The sequence below is a fragment of the Enterococcus sp. DIV1090 genome, assembly GCF_050537975.1.
Taxonomy (GTDB): Bacteria; Bacillota; Bacilli; order Lactobacillales; family Enterococcaceae; genus Enterococcus; species Enterococcus faecalis.
The window spans coordinates 1,901,693-1,919,037 of record NZ_CP172917.1 but is presented as its reverse complement, the minus strand read 5'-3'; the positions used below and the strand labels follow the sequence as shown (position 1 = coordinate 1,919,037).

19 protein-coding genes, 1 other RNA gene and 1 pseudogene are annotated in these 17,345 nt (G+C 36.6%); 17 read left to right on the top strand and 4 right to left on the bottom strand.

The annotated features are described in order from the left end of the window. Positions 1–39: 39 nt before the first annotated feature. Positions 40–891, bottom strand: coding sequence for a PucR family transcriptional regulator (locus IGL48_RS09330; RefSeq protein WP_002383772.1), 852 nt, complete (start codon positions 889–891; stop codon positions 40–42). Between the two features lie 77 nt (positions 892–968). Here IGL48_RS09330 and tadA point away from each other — a divergent pair, with 77 nt between their 5' ends. Then, entirely contained in the window at positions 969–1,490 is a 522-nt protein-coding gene (gene tadA / locus IGL48_RS09325) for a tRNA adenosine(34) deaminase TadA (protein WP_002384292.1), read from the top strand. A 39-nt stretch (positions 1,491–1,529) separates the two neighbouring features. Next, an RNA gene (ffs, locus tag IGL48_RS09320) (signal recognition particle sRNA small type) lies at positions 1,530–1,616 on the top strand. Positions 1,617–1,707: 91 nt separating this feature from the next. Here the strand turns inward: ffs and IGL48_RS09315 are convergent. Next, on the bottom strand, positions 1,708–2,088 hold the full coding sequence (locus IGL48_RS09315; protein ID WP_002356881.1) for a PH domain-containing protein: 381 nt from the start codon (positions 2,086–2,088) through the stop codon (positions 1,708–1,710). A gap of 259 nt (positions 2,089–2,347) precedes the next feature. Further along, entirely contained in the window at positions 2,348–3,586 is a 1,239-nt protein-coding gene (locus IGL48_RS09310) for an aminopeptidase (protein WP_010815190.1), read from the bottom strand. A 250-nt stretch (positions 3,587–3,836) separates the two neighbouring features. Between IGL48_RS09310 and IGL48_RS09305 the strand changes: the two genes are divergently transcribed. The 3 genes and pseudogenes from IGL48_RS09305 to IGL48_RS09295 all read left to right on the top strand — a co-directional run bounded on the left by IGL48_RS09305 (position 3,837) and on the right by IGL48_RS09295 (position 6,529). Next, positions 3,837–4,409: a TetR/AcrR family transcriptional regulator gene (locus IGL48_RS09305; RefSeq protein ID WP_002356883.1), complete on the top strand. Its 573-nt coding sequence runs from the start codon at positions 3,837–3,839 to the stop codon at positions 4,407–4,409. A 157-nt stretch (positions 4,410–4,566) separates the two neighbouring features. Beyond that, positions 4,567–5,040 carry a TspO/MBR family protein gene (locus IGL48_RS09300; RefSeq protein ID WP_002384294.1) on the top strand — a complete coding sequence of 158 codons (474 nt, stop codon included), beginning with the start codon at positions 4,567–4,569 and terminating at the stop codon, positions 5,038–5,040. An 86-nt stretch (positions 5,041–5,126) separates the two neighbouring features. Continuing rightward, positions 5,127–6,529 (top strand): annotated as a pseudogene (locus tag IGL48_RS09295) (IS3 family transposase). A 100-nt stretch (positions 6,530–6,629) separates the two neighbouring features. Here the strand turns inward: IGL48_RS09295 and IGL48_RS09290 are convergent. Then, the gene (locus IGL48_RS09290; protein WP_002356885.1) at positions 6,630–7,073 is read right to left on the bottom strand and encodes a flavodoxin; all 444 of its coding nucleotides are present in this window, start codon (positions 7,071–7,073) and stop codon (positions 6,630–6,632) included. Positions 7,074–7,247: 174 nt separating this feature from the next. Here IGL48_RS09290 and map point away from each other — a divergent pair, with 174 nt between their 5' ends. The 12 genes from map to IGL48_RS09230 all read left to right on the top strand — a co-directional run bounded on the left by map (position 7,248) and on the right by IGL48_RS09230 (position 17,332). Then, a complete protein-coding gene (gene map / locus IGL48_RS09285) occupies positions 7,248–8,012 on the top strand; it encodes a type I methionyl aminopeptidase (RefSeq protein ID WP_002384296.1) in 765 nt (254 codons plus the stop codon). A 15-nt stretch (positions 8,013–8,027) separates the two neighbouring features. Further along, positions 8,028–8,939 carry a YihY/virulence factor BrkB family protein gene (locus IGL48_RS09280; protein ID WP_002384297.1) on the top strand — a complete coding sequence of 304 codons (912 nt, stop codon included), beginning with the start codon at positions 8,028–8,030 and terminating at the stop codon, positions 8,937–8,939. Between the two features lie 106 nt (positions 8,940–9,045). Continuing rightward, positions 9,046–10,182 carry an MraY family glycosyltransferase gene (locus tag IGL48_RS09275; protein WP_002366956.1) on the top strand — a complete coding sequence of 379 codons (1,137 nt, stop codon included), beginning with the start codon at positions 9,046–9,048 and terminating at the stop codon, positions 10,180–10,182. 121 nt (positions 10,183–10,303) lie between these two features. Next, complete coding sequence (locus IGL48_RS09270; RefSeq protein ID WP_002419750.1) at positions 10,304–11,092, top strand: glycosyltransferase family 2 protein; 789 nt, start codon at positions 10,304–10,306, stop codon at positions 11,090–11,092. Further along, positions 11,092–11,919, top strand: coding sequence for a glycosyltransferase (locus IGL48_RS09265; RefSeq protein ID WP_002376950.1), 828 nt, complete (start codon positions 11,092–11,094; stop codon positions 11,917–11,919). Before IGL48_RS09270 ends, IGL48_RS09265 begins: the two co-directional genes overlap by 1 nt. Before the next feature lie 3 nt (positions 11,920–11,922). After that, on the top strand, positions 11,923–12,636 hold the full coding sequence (locus IGL48_RS09260) for a glycosyltransferase family 2 protein (RefSeq protein ID WP_002384299.1): 714 nt from the start codon (positions 11,923–11,925) through the stop codon (positions 12,634–12,636). A 121-nt stretch (positions 12,637–12,757) separates the two neighbouring features. After that, positions 12,758–13,624: a glucose-1-phosphate thymidylyltransferase RfbA gene (gene rfbA, locus IGL48_RS09255; RefSeq protein WP_002364387.1), complete on the top strand. Its 867-nt coding sequence runs from the start codon at positions 12,758–12,760 to the stop codon at positions 13,622–13,624. A 12-nt stretch (positions 13,625–13,636) separates the two neighbouring features. Beyond that, on the top strand, positions 13,637–14,209 hold the full coding sequence (gene rfbC, locus IGL48_RS09250; RefSeq protein WP_002356893.1) for a dTDP-4-dehydrorhamnose 3,5-epimerase: 573 nt from the start codon (positions 13,637–13,639) through the stop codon (positions 14,207–14,209). A 24-nt stretch (positions 14,210–14,233) separates the two neighbouring features. Next, complete coding sequence (gene rfbB / locus IGL48_RS09245; protein ID WP_002359895.1) at positions 14,234–15,262, top strand: dTDP-glucose 4,6-dehydratase; 1,029 nt, start codon at positions 14,234–14,236, stop codon at positions 15,260–15,262. 93 nt (positions 15,263–15,355) lie between these two features. After that, positions 15,356–16,198: a dTDP-4-dehydrorhamnose reductase gene (gene rfbD / locus IGL48_RS09240; protein WP_002356895.1), complete on the top strand. Its 843-nt coding sequence runs from the start codon at positions 15,356–15,358 to the stop codon at positions 16,196–16,198. Between the two features lie 58 nt (positions 16,199–16,256). After that, on the top strand, positions 16,257–16,982 hold the full coding sequence (locus IGL48_RS09235) for a glycosyltransferase family 2 protein (protein ID WP_002379615.1): 726 nt from the start codon (positions 16,257–16,259) through the stop codon (positions 16,980–16,982). Continuing rightward, on the top strand, positions 16,982–17,332 hold the full coding sequence (locus IGL48_RS09230) for a DUF2304 domain-containing protein (protein WP_002356898.1): 351 nt from the start codon (positions 16,982–16,984) through the stop codon (positions 17,330–17,332). Before IGL48_RS09235 ends, IGL48_RS09230 begins: the two co-directional genes overlap by 1 nt. Positions 17,333–17,345: the final 13 nt, after the last annotated feature.

Here is a 17,345-nt window from a genome sequence, read left to right as displayed (position 1 = left end):
AATTGGGAATAAAAAACATACGAGTACAAAATGGACGTACTACTTTCTTAATAACAAATAACAAAAGATTAAATCATCCATTTTTTTTAAAGATAAGCCAGTTTGTTCAAAAAACTTTTCCAACCGATAGTGTAAAGTATTTCGATGCATAAATAAATCTTTTGCAGTGGAGCTGATATTGCCTTGATTTTTCCACAAAGCGCTGATGATTGGCTGAATATCGGTGTCTTTATTTAATAAACGACGATAATACTCAACAAGTACATTTTGGCTCATGGCTTCCTTGGTAAAATAGTGGAGGGCAACATCAGTTAAACTAAAAACAGTCGTCCGACTAGAGGAATTAAGTTCTTCTGAAAAAATACGTTGTTCTTCATGGAAACAACGCCGGAGAATGTCTTCAGAGGAATAAAAATTGCCAACAAATACAGCACTAGTGCAATCAAAGTCTGTATCTAATGTTAAAAAGATCCCTTGAATTTCTTCTTGTTGAAAGGTATTTTTTGACTGTTCTTCAACTAAAATATACATATTATTACTTGGACTGAAACAATCAACTGTATCTGGAAACATCTTTGTTAAATTAAATTGCCATTCAGCTTGTAATTCTTTTGTGACATTCGTTTGAATTTGCAACATACGAAAGGTCCCTTCGGCAGGTAATTTTGCCTGTTGAAATAAGTAACTGAACCAAGGATGGTTACCAGTAATTGTTGGGTTTTCAGAAATTGGAAAAAGCGCTTCCAACAAATGCTGTTCTTTAATGCTTAAGAAAGCTTTATTCACAATGAAAAATTGGTCGTCAACAGGAATTGAATAGGTGGCTTCGGAACCAATTGTTTTTGATAAATAGCCTTTGGGATAAAGCTGAGATAAATTTTCAATAATCATAGACACACCTCACTGATTTATTGTACCATGAAGCAAGACAGAAGTTTAGTGGGAAAAAGCCGAAAGGTGGAAATTAATTGGGAAAAAAAGAAACAACGTTAACACAAGAAGAAAAAGAATTTTTTATGCGAGAAGCCATTGCAGAAGCGAAAAAAGCAGAAGGTTTGGCTGAGGTGCCTATTGGAGCTGTGATAGTTCGTCAAGGGGAAATTATTGGCCGCGGGCATAATCTGAGAGAAGCACGGCAAGAAGCAACGGCGCATGCAGAAATGTATGCAATCCAAGAAGCGTGTCGCGGGATAGAAAATTGGCGTCTAGAAGAAACCCAATTATTTGTAACTTTAGAGCCTTGTCCAATGTGTAGTGGGGCGATGCTTTTAGCACGAATTCCAGAAGTTTATTATGGCGCAACTGATCCTAAAGCAGGCACTGCTGGGACTTTGATGAATTTATTAGAAGATGAACGCTTCAATCATGTGGCCTATGTCGAAGCAGGCGTTTTAGAAGAAGAGTGTCGCTTATTGCTAGTTCAGTTCTTTAAAAGGTTACGGGCAAAGAAAAAAGAAGAGAAACTTTTAAAAAATCAAAAGAAAGACTAGTCAAAAGAATAAAAATACGTTATACTAGGTTTTGCCGAAAGGCTAGGACAATGGCGGGCTAGTGAATTGTGTCAGATCCGGAAGGAAGCAGCACTAAGCAAGTGCCGCCATGTGTCTGATTGAATAAGGAACGTATCAAGGCTGAGAAGCCTTTTTTATTTTATCTAAAATTAAAAAGACAGGAAAGTTGGTCGCTTTCCTGTCTTTTTTTGTGGATTCAAGATAATACAGCAGCTGCTAAAGCTTGTTGAATAGCAACAATATCTTTATCTTTTCTAAATTGAAGACTTACTGAAGGTAACTCAGCACTTGAAATCCATATCTTTAGTTCTGCATCTAGGTCGAAATGTCCACTAGTTTCAACAGAAAAGCGTGAAATAGATTTGTAGGGAATCGATTTATAATCAACTTTTTTACCTGTAATTCCTTGTTTATCGACTAAAATTAAGCGTTTATCTGTAAAGACAATTAAATCTCTTACTAAAGTGAAGGCCATATCTACTTTTTCGTTAGGGATTAAAACATCCCGTAATTCTTTTTCAGCTGTTTCATTGTTATTTTGTGTTGCATTCCCTAATAATCCATCAAATAATCCCATGTTAATTCTCCAATTCTACTTTTTTGAAAAAAATTCTTTTATTTAAAAGTAAACTTATATCGTGTAAAAGAATCCGCTTTCAATTTGATTATAACGTTAAAGGTCCTTCGAATGCAATTGATTTTTTAGCATAAGAAAGTGAGGCCTAAATCGCTGCAACTTAGGCCTCACTTTCTAAATTTTAAAAGAACCTACTGAATAAAAGCAGTTTCTTCTTATTTTTTGGAGCTAAAAACTTTGGTTTCAACATTTGGTAGGACTATGCCCAATCGCCATTTCTAAAAACTGGAACAATCGTCCCGTCTTCCTTAATGCCGTCAATATTCATTTTGTCAGATCCTACCATAAAGTCCACATGTGTTTGGCTACGATTTAAACCAGCTTCAGCTAATTCTTCTTCGCTCATCTCCGTGCCGCCTTGTAAGTTGAAGGCATAGGCCGAACCAAAGGCTAAATGATTAGAGGCGTTTTCATCGAACAATGTATTATAAAAAATCAAACCGGATTGTGAAATTGGTGAAGGGTCTGGTACTAAAGCAACTTCTCCTAAGTGTTTGGCACCTTCATCAATAGCTAAGAGATTTTTCAATGCTTCTTCGCCTTGTTCAGCTGAGAAGTCAACAACTTTTCCATCTTTAAATGTAAATTTCATTCCCGAAATGATTGTGCCAGCATAACTTAGTGGTTTTGTACTAGAGACATAACCATCAACGCGGCGACTATCTGGAGCGGTGAAAACTTCTTCTGTTGGCATATTAGCCATGAATTCTTCTCCACGCGCGTTATAACTACCAGCGCCTTCCCATAAATGGTTTTTAGGCAAACCAATCGTTAAATCTGTCCCAGGAGCTGTGTAGTGTAAAGCAGTAAATTGTTGTTCGTTTAATTCAGCCGCTTTTTCTTGTAATTTTTTATCATGGATATCCCAAGCAATGACTGGGTTTTCTTCATAAATTCGTGTTGTTTTGAAAATTTCATTCCAAAGTGCATCAACTTGTTCTTCACTTGTTGCTAATTCTGGAAAGACTTTAGCTGCCCAGCCTTCACTAGCAGCAGCTACAACAGTCCAACTTACTTTGTTGGCTTGCGTTGCTTTTCGTAGGTTGACCAATGCTTTCCCATTAGCCGTTTGGAAAGCTGCTACACGTTGTGCATCCACGCCAGCTAATGCATCAGGATTAGAAGAAACCACGCTAATTCGGCTTGCGCCTTTGGCAATCCAATCATCGGTTTGATCAATTTTATATTGAGGAACATTTTCAATACGATCAGTTGCAGCATGGGCTAAAAATTCACGTTGAATGGTTTCGTCGCTCCATTGAACAATTACTTCGGCCGCGCCTAAGCGATAAGCTTCTTCCGTAATTAAGCGGGCAAGGGGCGCTTGATCGACACTGATTTGTAAAACAACCGTATGATTGTCCTGAACATTGACACCCGTTTCAGCAATTAAACGTGCATATTTCTTTAGATTTTCATTAAAATTCTCTAAGGTCATTCGTGATTCCTCCTTCATTTTGATGGGTAATGACTGCTCATATCATAACACGGAAGAGCAGGGAACTCAACGAAATAAAGCCTTTATCAACTGTTATTTTAAGTTGGGGTAAAAGTTGTCGTGCTCCCGCTCAGTGAACTTTTGTACAAAGAGTTGTTCTAATTTTGCATAATAGAAAAATCGTGTTACAATAACCATAAGCATTTATTTGGAAGCGTTGTATATGAATGAATAAAGGGGATAGGGAATTATGGCAAGAAAAAAAACCATTACGAAAGAGCAGATTTTAACAGCTGCCTATGAAGTAGTCGCCACTGAAGGATTTTCGAAGTTCACTGCACGTAATATTGCTAATAAAATGAAATGTTCCACCCAACCGATTTATTTGGAATTTAAAAACATGGATGATTTACGCGATGCTTTATTCCAAAAAATTCATAAATACTTAGCGAAAGAAGTCTTTCCAGTAAAACATACTGGGAATACAATTGTTGATTTGGCTTTAAACTATATTCATTTTGCGACAAGTGAAAGTAAGTTATACCGTGCGCTTTATTTAGAAGAATATGGTGGCGGCAAAAAAATGCAAGAATTCTCTTATCACTATTTTACTGAAGCGGTAAAAGCTGATCCTGAGTATGCTAATTTAAACGATGTTCAAATCGACTCTTTACACATGGGAACATGGGTGGTCGCTACTGGTGTGGCTGCATTGATGACTTCTGGAATTATCCATCCTTCAGAAGAACAAATCATTCATTTAATGAAAGATAGTATTGAAGCAATTCTTGAACGAGATGAACCAATTGATATTGACCTATAAAAATTAAAAAAAGTGTAACCTCATGCTGATAGCTTCTGTGAGGTTACAGCAAAAGACTGTTTCTTAAAAGAACGGTCTTTTTTTGTTAAGTGTATTAATGGTAGATTATTCGCAACCATGCTACAGTAAAGAAGAGAAATAGAAAGGGGCAAAAAACATGAACCGAGTGAAAGATAAGCGTTTATGGATAAGTATTGTAGGAATTACCGGACTAGGGCTCTTGTCGGGCTTATTTTCAGTAAATGCGAGAGAATATTATCAAGCGTTGAGATTACCAAGTTTTGCTCCGCCAGGCTGGTTATTTGGACCAGTGTGGTTGGTGTTGTATATTTTTATGGGCATTACTTTTTATTTCATCTTAGTTCATCCAAATAAACAACAGAAAAAACGGATGATTACGCTATTTATTTTACAATTTATTGCAAACTTTTTCTGGACATTTTTCTTTTTTTCTTTACAAAATAATTTATTATCTGTGATTGATATCTCATTGTTATGGCTATTATTAATAGTTCAACAGTGGGACTACTTGCGTTATAAATTAATAACGCGTGGCTGGTTGATGATTCCTTATATTCTTTGGGTTACTTTTGCGGCAGCTTTAAATTACAGTATTTTATTTTTAAATTAGGAATATCAAAACACCAGAGAAAAATGGGAACTGAGCCGACCCCCAAAAGTTAGACCTAGAAATCTAACTTTTGGAGGTTTTTTTGTATGGCAAAATACAGTTTTGAATTTAAACTTAAACTTGTTCATGACTACTTATCTGGTCAAGGAGGTCTAAGGTTTCTCGCAAAGAAGTATGGGTTTAAAGATAGTTCTCAAATAAGCAAATGGATAAATGCCTATAAAGAACTTGGTGAAGAAGGCCTACTTCGCAGTCGAAAAAATAAGAATTACTCTGTTCAATTTAAGCTAGATGCGATAGAGTTATATTTAACAACAGAGTTGTCCTATCAAGAAGTAGCTAATCTTCTAAAAATGAACAATCCATCATTGATTGCGAATTGGCTTAGAACGTATCAGAAGTTTGGTATAGAGGGACTCTCTAAACAGAAAGGACGTCCACCTACCATGTCTAAAAAGAAACGAAATGAACCCCAACCACTACCAAGTGAACGATCTCAAGTAGAGAAACTAGAAAAAGAAAATAGAATGTTAAAAATTGAGAATGCCTATTTAAAAGAATTGAGGAGACTGCGTTTAGAGGACGAACAAAAAATGAACGAATCGCACGAATCATTCACAGTCTCCGAAGACACTTTCGATTAAAAGATATTTTGGAAACCCTAAGGTTTCCAAAATCTACTTACATGTACTGGCAAAAACGCCTCGACAGAACAGCTTCAACACAAATCATTGAAGAAGAAATTCAAGCGATTCGTAAAAAACATCAACATTATGGCTATAGAAGGATGACCCAAGAATTGAAACGACGTGGATTTCAAGTGAATAAAAAGAAAGTCCAGCGATTAATACAAAAGTTAAAGTTACAAGTCAAAGCTTTTACTAAGAAATCAAGAAAATATAATTCCTATAAAGGAACCGTTGGTAAAATCGCTAAAAATTTGATTCGTCGCCGATTTAAAACTTCTGTTCCTCATCAAAAAATTACAACTGATACAACTGAATTTAAGTACTTTGAAGCAGATAACGCAGGCATCTTTCGTCAGAAAAAACTATACTTAGATCCATTTATGGATATGTATAATAGTGAAATTCTAAGCTATAGCCTTTCTACTCAACCAAATGGTAAAACAGTTATGGAAGGTCTGAAAGAAGCAATTTCTCAAACAAATGATTGTCCCTATCGGCGCACCTTTCACTCTGATCAAGGCTGGGCTTATCAAATGAATGTCTATATACAAACATTAAAGGACAACAATATCTTTCAAAGTATGTCTCGAAAAGGAACCTGTTTAGATAATTCTCCTATGGAGAATTTCTTCAGTATCCTAAAACAAGAAGTGTACTATGGAAAAATCTATCAAAGTCAAAATGAATTGAGAGAAGCAATTGAGAACTACATTTATTATTACAATCATCACCGAATCAAGGAAAAACTTAACTGGAAAAGCCCAGTAGAATTTCGACAATTCAATCAAAAAACTGCATAAAAATAGAGTGGAAAAATCCACTCTATAAAAAGTCTAACTTTTTGGGGTCACTACAAACTAGCCATTTTCTCTGGTGTTTTTTTTATTTATTTCAACGTAGTTATTCTGCGGCAGTTGCTAATTTTTTCGCAAATTCTTCTAAACGTTGGATGTCGTCTTCTTCAGCGGCTAAATCAACTTTAACGCTGTCGGCGCCTTTTTTTGCCCCAATTTGAGTAAAGACTGCTTCGAAGTCGTCCACCGATTTACAAAAATCATCATAAAACGTGTCTCCTGAACCACAAACGCCGAAGATTTTTCCTGATAAATCAATTTCTTGTAAGTCTTCATAAAAGTCGACAATTTCATCAGGTAAATCGCCATCGCCATACGTATATGTAGCTACTACACAGATATCGGCCTCTTCAAAATCAGCGGCATCGACTTGCGTACACTCATCAATTTCAACCTCTAATTCTAAATCTTCAAATGCTTCTGCAACAATGTCGGCAATTTCTTCTGTATTCCCAGTCATGCTTGCATACACAATTTTAGCTAACGTCATAAACTTTCTTCCCCCTCATACAATTCTGTCACTTATTATAGCAGATGCGCATTTCTTATAAAAGACTAGCGAGTGCTTTTATTAAGGGACTTTTTGAAAATTGGTGTTTGAACAATCTTTTTTGCAAAAAATGTGATAAAATAATTTGAATGAAACAAGTTTAGGAGAGATAGTATGATTACATTAAAATCACCACGAGAAATTGAAATGATGGATGAATCAGGGGAATTATTAGCGGATGTTCACCGTCATTTACGGACGTTTATTAAACCTGGCATTACAAGCTGGGATATTGAAGTATTTGTGAGAGCCTTTATTGAAAGTCATGGTGGCGTGGCGGCTCAAATTGGCTATGAAGGTTACAAATATGCTACTTGTTGTAGTATCAACGACGAAATCTGCCACGGATTTCCTCGTAAAAAAGTATTAAAAGATGGCGACCTAATCAAAGTAGATATGTGTGTCGACTTAAAGGGCGCAATCTCTGATTCATGCTGGTCTTATGTCGTGGGTGAATCAACACCTGAAATTGACCGCTTGATGGAAGTAACCAAAAAAGCGCTATATCTTGGAATTGACCAAGCACAAGTAGGAAATAGAATTGGCGACATTGGTCATGCAATTCAAACGTATGTAGAAGGAGAAGGCTATGGGGTTGTTCGCGACTTTGTAGGCCACGGCATTGGCCCAACTATTCATGAAAGTCCAATGATTCCTCACTATGGTGAAGCAGGTAAAGGACTACGTTTAAAAGAGGGAATGGTTATTACCATTGAGCCAATGGTTAACACAGGAACTTGGCGCATGAAAATGGACCCAAATGGTTGGACTGCTTATACTGAAGATGGCGGTCTAAGCTGTCAATATGAACATTCATTAGCGATTACGAAAGAAGGTCCAAGAATCTTAACGTCACAAGGCGAAGAATTGACTTATTAATAAGGAGAGTGTGTGATGAAGTTTCTCGACAACATCAAAAAGAATCAATCTTTGATGCGTTTTATTGAGACAACGCAAAGTCACATGGTCACAGCCGAAATAGGCAACAGCTCAGTGGTTGTTGCCTATTATTTATTACTCTCGCTGTTTCCATTACTGATTGCGGTAGGTAATGTCTTACCTTATTTAAGAATCGACCCTAATTCTGTGTTGCCTTATATTGCAGAGGCGATTCCGAAAGATGTTTATAAGAACTTAGAACCAGCGATTCGTTCACTACTGACTCAACGTTCAGGCGGGTTGCTTTCTGTTTCCGCTTTAGCAGCATTTTGGAGTGCCAGTCAAAGTATTAATGCACTACAAAACGCGATGAATAAAGCTTTTGGTGTCGAACAAAGGAAAAATTTTATTCTCGTAAGAGTGGTCTCATTTTTAGTTATTTTGTTATTTATGGTAGCGATTGTTGGTGTAGTAGTAATTTTAGGTCTGGGTCAGTACATTATTGAATTACTGCAACCAATTTTCCATTACTCAACGTCTGTGATCGATACTTTCCAAGCGTTAAAATGGCCGTTAACGACCGTTGTTTTATTAGTGATTATGTGTTTGATTTATGCGGTCGTTCCTAATCGGAAATTATCGTTACGTTCTATTTTGCCAGGGGCTATTTTTTCGACAGTCGGTTGGATGCTATTATCACAAATTTTTGGTTTGTACGTAAAATATTTTAGTTCTAGAATCGCAAGTTATCAAATCATCGGGAGTTTTATCATCTTGATGTTATGGCTGAATTTTGCTGCCACGATTATTATTTTAGGAGCAATTGTCAACGCTGTCGTCGATGAATACTTATCTGGAGATAAAGAAAAGAAACAACCAAGTTTTGAACAACGCTTGTTTAGATGGTTTAAAAAGAAAAATAAATAGATTTCTTTAAAAAAGTCTAAACCGTTGCCAGAACACATGTTTCAGCTTGTAAATGCTTCAGTTTACGGTATAATATACCCTGAACGAGAAGAAAGTGGGTTCGACTATGTCACTATTTATTTATGAAGTTTTAATACGTTTATTTATGACATTTATCTTATCTTTGCTATTAACACCACTTGTTAAGCTTCTAGCGTTTCGGATTGGCGCCTACGATGCACCAGGAGAGCGACGAATCAATACCAAAAATATGCCTACAGCAGGAGGACTTGCAATCTACATTGCTTTTGCTAGTTCATGTTTATTGATTTTTCGTTCGATTATCCCACAAGATTATATTTGGCCGATTATTTTGGCTGGTGGAATGGTTGTTTTGACAGGCCTCATTGATGATATTAAAGAGATTACTCCAATGAAAAAAACAATCGGTATTTTGTTAGCAGCATTAGTTATTTATTTTGTTGCTGGAATTCGGATAGATTTTGTGACGTTGCCAGTTGTTGGAATGATTGATTTGCGCTGGTTTAGTTTACCATTAACTTTATTGTGGATTTTAGCGATTACGAATGCAGTAAATTTAATTGATGGTTTGGATGGTTTAGCATCAGGCGTATCCATTATTGGATTAACCACGATTGGTATTACAGGGTATTTTTTCCTACATGCTAAAACGGTCTATATTCCAATTGTTATTTTTATTTTAGTTGCTAGCATTGCGGGATTTTTCCCATACAATTTTTATCCGGCTAAAATATTTCTAGGAGATACTGGGGCGTTATTCCTCGGGTTTATGATTGCAGTAATGTCGTTACAGGGCTTAAAAAATGCTACGTTTATTACGGTAATTACGCCAATGGTGATTTTAGGTGTGCCAATTACGGATACGGTTTATGCAATTATTCGACGGCTATTGAACAAGAAGCCCATTTCCTCAGCAGATAAAATGCATTTGCATCACCGCTTGTTATCTTTAGGTTTTACCCATAAAGGGGCGGTCATGACTATTTATGCGTTAGCGTTAGTTTTTTCCTTTGTTTCTTTATTGTTCAGCTATTCAAGTACAGTAGCATCAATTTTATTAATTGTCTTTTGTTTAATTGGCTTAGAATTATTTATTGAATTAATCGGTCTAGTTGGCGAAGGGCATCAACCGTTGATGTATTTGTTACGGATTTTAGGGAATCGTGAATATCGTCAGGAGCAAATGAAAAAGCGACTTGGCAAGCATTCTAAGAGAAAGTAAAGAAATCTTTAGGTTGCTTTGCGAGAGCGTGAACCTATGATATAATTCCATTAAACTTAAAAAAGTATATGTGTGAAACATATGCTTTTTTTTTAAGACGATGTTTCAGTAGTAAGGAGAAATGAGCATGCAAGAAATGGTAACAATCTCGATTGTCACTTATAATAGTCGTTACATTTTTAATGTATTAGACCAATTAAAAGCCGAACTAGGTACTAATAGTATCTATGATATTCATATCTATGACAATCATTCTGAAACAGCGTATCTTGAAAAATTAACAACATATGAACCATTTATTACTATCCATCGCGCTGAAGAAAATCAAGGGTTTGGTCATGGTCATAATCAAGTGTTATTCAATGCTTCGACAAAGTATGCAATTATTTTTAATCCCGATGTTTTGGTTACTAAAGACGTGCTTGATCGTCTATTAGACCGTATCAAAATAGATAAGAACATTGCAGTCGTTAGCCCTAAAGTGCTAAATGAAGATGGCACGACGCAATATTTAGTTCGTCAAAAATTAGATGTTTTCGATTATATGTTACGTTTTATTCCCTTTCAATTTGTAAAGAAAATTTTTGATAAACGTTTGAGTATTTATGAATGTCGCGATTTGTCGGATACAGAAACAACGGATATTAAAATGGGCTCAGGCTGTTTTATGTTGATTGATCGTGAAAAATTCGTTGAAATTGGTGGGTTCGATGAACGTTTCTTCATGTACTTTGAAGACAACGATTTATGTTTACGCTTTGGCAAAGCAGGCTATCGGATTCTCTATACGCCTTTTGAAACGGTTGTTCACATGTATGAAAAGGGCGCCCATAAAAGTCGAAAATTGTTTAAAATCTTTATGCAATCAATGGGGAAATTTTTTAACAAATGGGGCTGGAGGTTCTTTTAATGAGTCAAAGATTAGCGGTAGTCATCGTCTTATATCAAATGAAAATGGCTGATACGCCGAATTATTTGTTATTAAAAGAAGTGGTAAATCATCCCGAATTGCACTTATTTATTTATGACAACAGCCCACTTCCTCAAGAAGATGCATTATTTTTACAACAAAATGTTACTTATCGACATAATCCTGATAATCCAGGCCTAGCGACCGCTTATAATGAAGCGATTGCTTTTAGTCAAACGAATCAATGTGAATTATTGTTGCTCCTTGATCAAGACACAGAAGTACCAGCTTCTTATTTTGATACGTTGATCATCATGCCGTTAGATCCGACTGTGGCAGTCTATGTTCCAATTGTAGAAGCAAATGGACAACAAATTTCGCCAGTATATAGTGATCAATATGTTGGACTTAAAGGAGCAAAGCCAACAGCAGGGATAGCCAACCAACCGTTGATGGCTATCAATTCTGGTACAGTCATTACGGCAGAAACACTGCGCTGGTTGGAAGGATTTTCGGAAGAATTTCCTTTGGACTATTTAGATCATTGGTTCTTTTATCAATTGAATCAAGCCAATAAAAAGATTGAAGTCTTACCAATCCACCTAAAACAAGAATTGTCTGTTTTAGATTATCGTACAATGAGTCCTCAACGTTATCGCTCTATTATTGAAGCAGAAACGTTATTTTATCGTCGATATGATCAAGAAAAGTTTTCCCATCATCGACGCCATTTATTTTTACGCAGTAGTAAGCAATTTTTAACTGTCAAAAATCGCCAAATTTGGCGGCAAACATTGGCAGAATTTCTCAAGTTAATGAAAGGATAATCTATGATCTCAGTTTGTATTGCGACATATAATGGAGAAAAATATCTCGCGGAACAATTAGATAGTATTCTTTTACAAGTCAGTGAAGAAGATGAACTAATTATTTCAGATGATGGTTCTACTGATCATACGTTGGAAATTTTGAGGACGTATGCAGCGAATTATCCCCAAATTCAATTGTTACAAGGTCCAGGGCAAGGAGTGATTGCTAATTTTGCATTTGCGCTTACGCATACGAAAGGCGAAGTGATATTTTTAGCAGATCAAGATGATGTTTGGTTGCCAAATAAAGTAACGACGGTGACAGAATATTTTGAAGCGCACCCTGACATTCAAGTGGTTATTAGTGACTTGAAAATTGTTGATGCGGATTTACAAGTTACCAATCCCTCTTATTTTAAGTTCCGAAAAGTCAAACCAGGGTTTTGGCGAAATGCGATAAAAAGTGGCTATATTGGGGCAGGTATGGCCTTTCGTCAAGAGATGAAAAATGTCATTTTACCCATTCCGCCAGAAGTTCCTATGCATGATATGTGGATTGGCTTATTAGCTGCACGGAAGAAGCAAACGGGTCTCATTAAAGAACCATTAGTGCTTTACCGAAGACATGGAGCGAATGTCAGCCCTATTATTACCAAAACAAGTTTCCAACAAAAATTAAATTGGCGTGTGAATTTATTAAAAGCTTTACATCAGCGTTTAAAGGAACAACGCTAAACTTTTACAGATTTGTAAAATTTACGTAAAAAACATGACAAACCCTATGCTTAATGCGATAATAGGGAAGGATATTTGGTTTTATAGAAACTAAAAATAGAAGTATTTAAGGAGATTGTTCATGAAAGGAATTATTTTAGCAGGCGGAAGCGGGACACGCTTATATCCGTTAACAAAAGCAACATCAAAACAATTAATGCCAATTTACGACAAACCAATGATTTATTACCCAATGTCAACGTTAATGTTGGCGGGAATTAATGAAATTTTGATTATCTCTACACCAGAAGATACACCACGTTTTGAAAGCTTATTCGGCGATGGCCATGATTTAGGCATTCATATCGAATACGCGGTACAAGAAAGCCCAGATGGTTTGGCGCAAGCATTTATTATTGGTGAAGAATTTATTGGTGATGACAGTGTCTGCTTAGTTTTAGGGGACAATATTTATTATGGTGGCGGCTTATCAAAAATGTTGCAACGAGCGGCTTCTAAAGAGTCAGGGGCAACAGTCTTTGGTTACCATGTAAATGATCCAGAGCGTTTCGGCGTGGTAGAATTTGATGAAGAGATGCGGGCGCTTTCTATTGAAGAAAAACCAGCACAACCGAAGTCAAATTACGCAGTGACAGGTTTGTATTTTTACGACAATGAAGTGGTTGAAATTGCGAAAGGGATCAAACCGTCAGAACGTGGGGAATTAGAAATAACAGACGTTAATAAAGTCTACCTTGAAAAAAATAAACTTTCTGTTGAGGTAATGGGCCGTGGCTTTGCTTGGTTAGATACAGGCACACACGAATCCTTATTAGAAGCGTCAACATTTATTGAAACAATTGAAAAACGTCAAAATTTAAAAGTCGCTTGTTTGGAAGAAATTGCTTATCGAATGGGCTATATTACAAAAGAACAATTGGTAGAATTGGCACAACCATTGAAGAAAAATGGCTACGGCCAATACTTGCTACGTTTAGCAGCAGAATAGGAGCGAAGAAACGTGAAAGTTATTGATACAAAATTACAAGATGTCAAAATTATCGAAATGGATGTTTTCGGTGATCATCGTGGCTTTTTTACAGAAAGTTATTCCAAAGCTAAATTTGCAGAACATGGATTAGACTTTGATTTTGTCCAAGATAATCATTCATTATCAACAGAAGCAGGTGTCTTGCGTGGATTGCATTTTCAAAAAGGCGAAGCTGCGCAAACCAAACTAATTCGCGTTGTAACAGGTGCGGTATTAGATGTGATTGTTGATATTCGTAAAGGGAGTCCAACCTATGGTCAATGGGAAGGCTACATTTTATCAGAACATAATCACCGTCAGCTTTTAGTACCAAAAGGTTTTGCCCATGGTTTTGTCACTTTGACACCGAACGTGAACTTTATGTACAAGTGTGACAATTACTATAATGCGGCAGCAGACGGCGGTATTGCTTTTAACGATCCAGCGTTAGCTATTGATTGGCCAATTGCGCCAGAAAAAGCGATTACGTCAGAAAAGGATCAAAAACATCCAACCTTAAAAGAATTTGAAGCGGAAAATCCGTTTATCTATGGCGAAATTTAAGAAAAAAGTAGGAGAGTTTCAATTATGAAAAAAATCATCGTAACAGGTGGAGCTGGTTTTATCGGCTCAAATTTTGTTCATTATGTTGTAAAGAATCATCCAGAAGTTCATGTAACTGTATTAGATAAATTAACGTATGCAGGAAATGAAAAAAATCTTGAAGGTCTACCAAGTGATCGCGTGGAATTAGTCGTAGGAGATATCGCTGATGCTGAATTAGTTAATCGTTTAGTCGCTGAAACAGATGCGGTCGTTCACTATGCTGCTGAATCGCATAACGACAACTCATTAAACGACCCATTCCCATTTGTACAAACCAATCTGATTGGGACGTACACATTGATCGAAGCTTGCCGTAAAAACAATGTTCGTTACCACCATGTATCGACTGATGAAGTTTATGGCGATTTACCTTTAAGAGAAGATTTACCAGGACATGGAGAAGGCGAAGGGGAAAAATTCACTGCCGAAACGCCTTACAATCCTTCAAGTCCTTATTCTTCAACAAAAGCAGGCTCTGACTTGTTAGTCAAAGCGTGGGTTCGTTCTTTCAACTTACAAGCAACAATTTCAAATTGTTCAAATAACTATGGGCCATATCAACATATTGAAAAATTTATTCCTCGTCAAATTACCAATGTCTTAAGTGGCATTACACCAAAACTTTATGGTGCTGGTAAAAATGTTCGTGACTGGATTCATACAAACGACCATTCTTCGGCTGTTTGGGCAATTTTAACAAAAGGACAAATTGGCGAAACGTATTTAATTGGAGCCGATGGTGAAGAAGACAATAAAACAGTGATGGAATTAATTTTAGAATTAATGGGACAACCTGTTGATGCCTATGAGCATGTCAACGATCGTGCAGGACATGACTTACGTTATGCGATTGATTCAACCAGATTACGCGAAGAATTAGGTTGGGAACCAGAATTCACGAATTTCCGTGAAGGCTTGGCAGAAACAATCAAGTGGTATACAGAAAATGAAGACTGGTGGCGTGCAGATAAAGAAGCTGTTGAAGCAAAATATGCACAAAATGGTCAGTAATTTTTTCTGACATGTGAGATAACAGTCGAAAGGCGATGGCAAAGTACAAAAGTTACTTTGCCCTGCCTTTTTTTCAAGAAGGAGCGAAAAAAAATGATTTTAATTACTGGTGGAAATGGCCAATTGGGCACAGAATTACGTCACCTATTAGACGAACAAGGAATTGAGTATGTTTCAACGGATTCCACAGAATTAGATATTACTGATGCGGATAGTACGTTGGCAAAAGTGAAAGAAATTCAACCAAGCGTCATTTATCATTGTGCTGCTTATACAGCTGTTGATAAAGCAGAAGACGAAGGCAAGGAATTAGATGAAAAAGTGAATGTAGATGGCACACGTCATGTTGCAGAAGCTGCTAAAGCAGTGGGGGCGACACTTGTTTATGTAAGTACAGATTATATTTTTGATGGAACTAAAAAAGAAGGCGTCTATGCGATTGATGATCAACCGAATCCTTTAAATGAGTATGGTCGGACGAAGTTATTAGGTGAACAAGCGGTACAAGAAATCCTGGACGACTATTATATTATTCGAACATCATGGGTATTTGGCCAATACGGTCATAACTTTGTCTTTACCATGCAAAAATTAGCGGAAACAAGAGACCAACTAACGGTAGTGGACGATCAGTTTGGCCGCCCAACTTGGACAAGAACGTTAGCCGAATTTATGGCATTTGTTATTGCAGAAAAAGCACCATTTGGTGTTTATCATTTGTCTAATGAAAACAGCTGTAGCTGGTATCAGTTTGCTAAAGAAATTTTAAAAGATACTGAAGTGGAAGTACTGCCAGTGGATTCAACTCAATTTCCACAAAAGGCGCAAAGACCACAATATTCTGTCATGGATTTAAGTAAAACAGAAGCGTTAGGCTTTAAAATTCCTACTTGGCAAGAAGCCTTAGCACAAATGTTAGAAAATGTTCAACAATAAATTGTTTTGTGTAAGTGAGGGGTTTTGTTAGAGAAAAAGTGGAAAGGTGTTTCTCTTTATGAAGGTACTTTTAATCATTCCTGCTTACAATGAGGAAGAAAACATTTTGCGGACGATTGCTTCCATTGAAACATTTAAACAGGAAGTTACGCATTTTCAACATGAATTGGATTATGTGGTAATTAATGATGGCTCGACAGATGGAACCAAACAAATTTTAGAAGCCAACCAAATTAATGCCATTCATTTAGTGTTGAATTTAGGTATTGGCGGGGCGGTACAGACCGGCTATAAATATGCCTTAGAAAATGAGTATGATGTTGCGGTTCAGTTTGATGGTGATGGTCAACATGATATCAATAGTTTACCTATTTTACTGGAACCATTAGCAGAGGGTAAATGTGATTTTTCGATTGGCTCTCGTTTCATTCCTGGAAACGAAGCGTCTTTTCAAAGTACGAAAATGCGCCGTTTTGGTATTCGTTTGTTATCCTTTTGTATTCGAATGGCTTCTGGTAAAACAATTTATGATGTGACTTCTGGTTATCGAGCAGGAAATCGGAAAGTGATTGCTTTTTTTGCAAAGCGTTATCCGACAAATTATCCCGAGCCAGAATCGATTGTTCACTTAATTAAAAAACGCTTTGTGATTGTTGAAAGACCTGTCAATATGATGGAACGGCTTGGTGGTGTTTCTTCGATTCGTGCCTTGGCTTCTGTGAAGTATATGCTGGAAGTCGGCTCAGCAATTCTGATTGCTGCCTTTATGAAGGAGGGAGATTAATGCTACCAACCGTGTTATGGCTAGCTTTATTTTTATTTGCAATTGGCTTTTTCTTATACATTATTCGAGGGATTAATAAAAATATTTTTCTCCTAAAAAATGCTTTGATTTGGTTATTAATCTCAATTGTCTTAATTATTTTTGCTATTTTCCCGCATGTGGCAGAATGGTTAGCAATGGCCTTTGGGTTTGAAACAACATCAAACTTCTTATTATCAGCTGCGGTGATTGTCCTTTTAATTATGGAAATTAAAAATTCTGTGTTGATTTCAAAACACGAAAATCGCATTAAAACATTATTGCAGGAATTATCTATCATGAAATCTGAAGAAAATAAAAAAGATCGCTAATGTGTAGTGACCC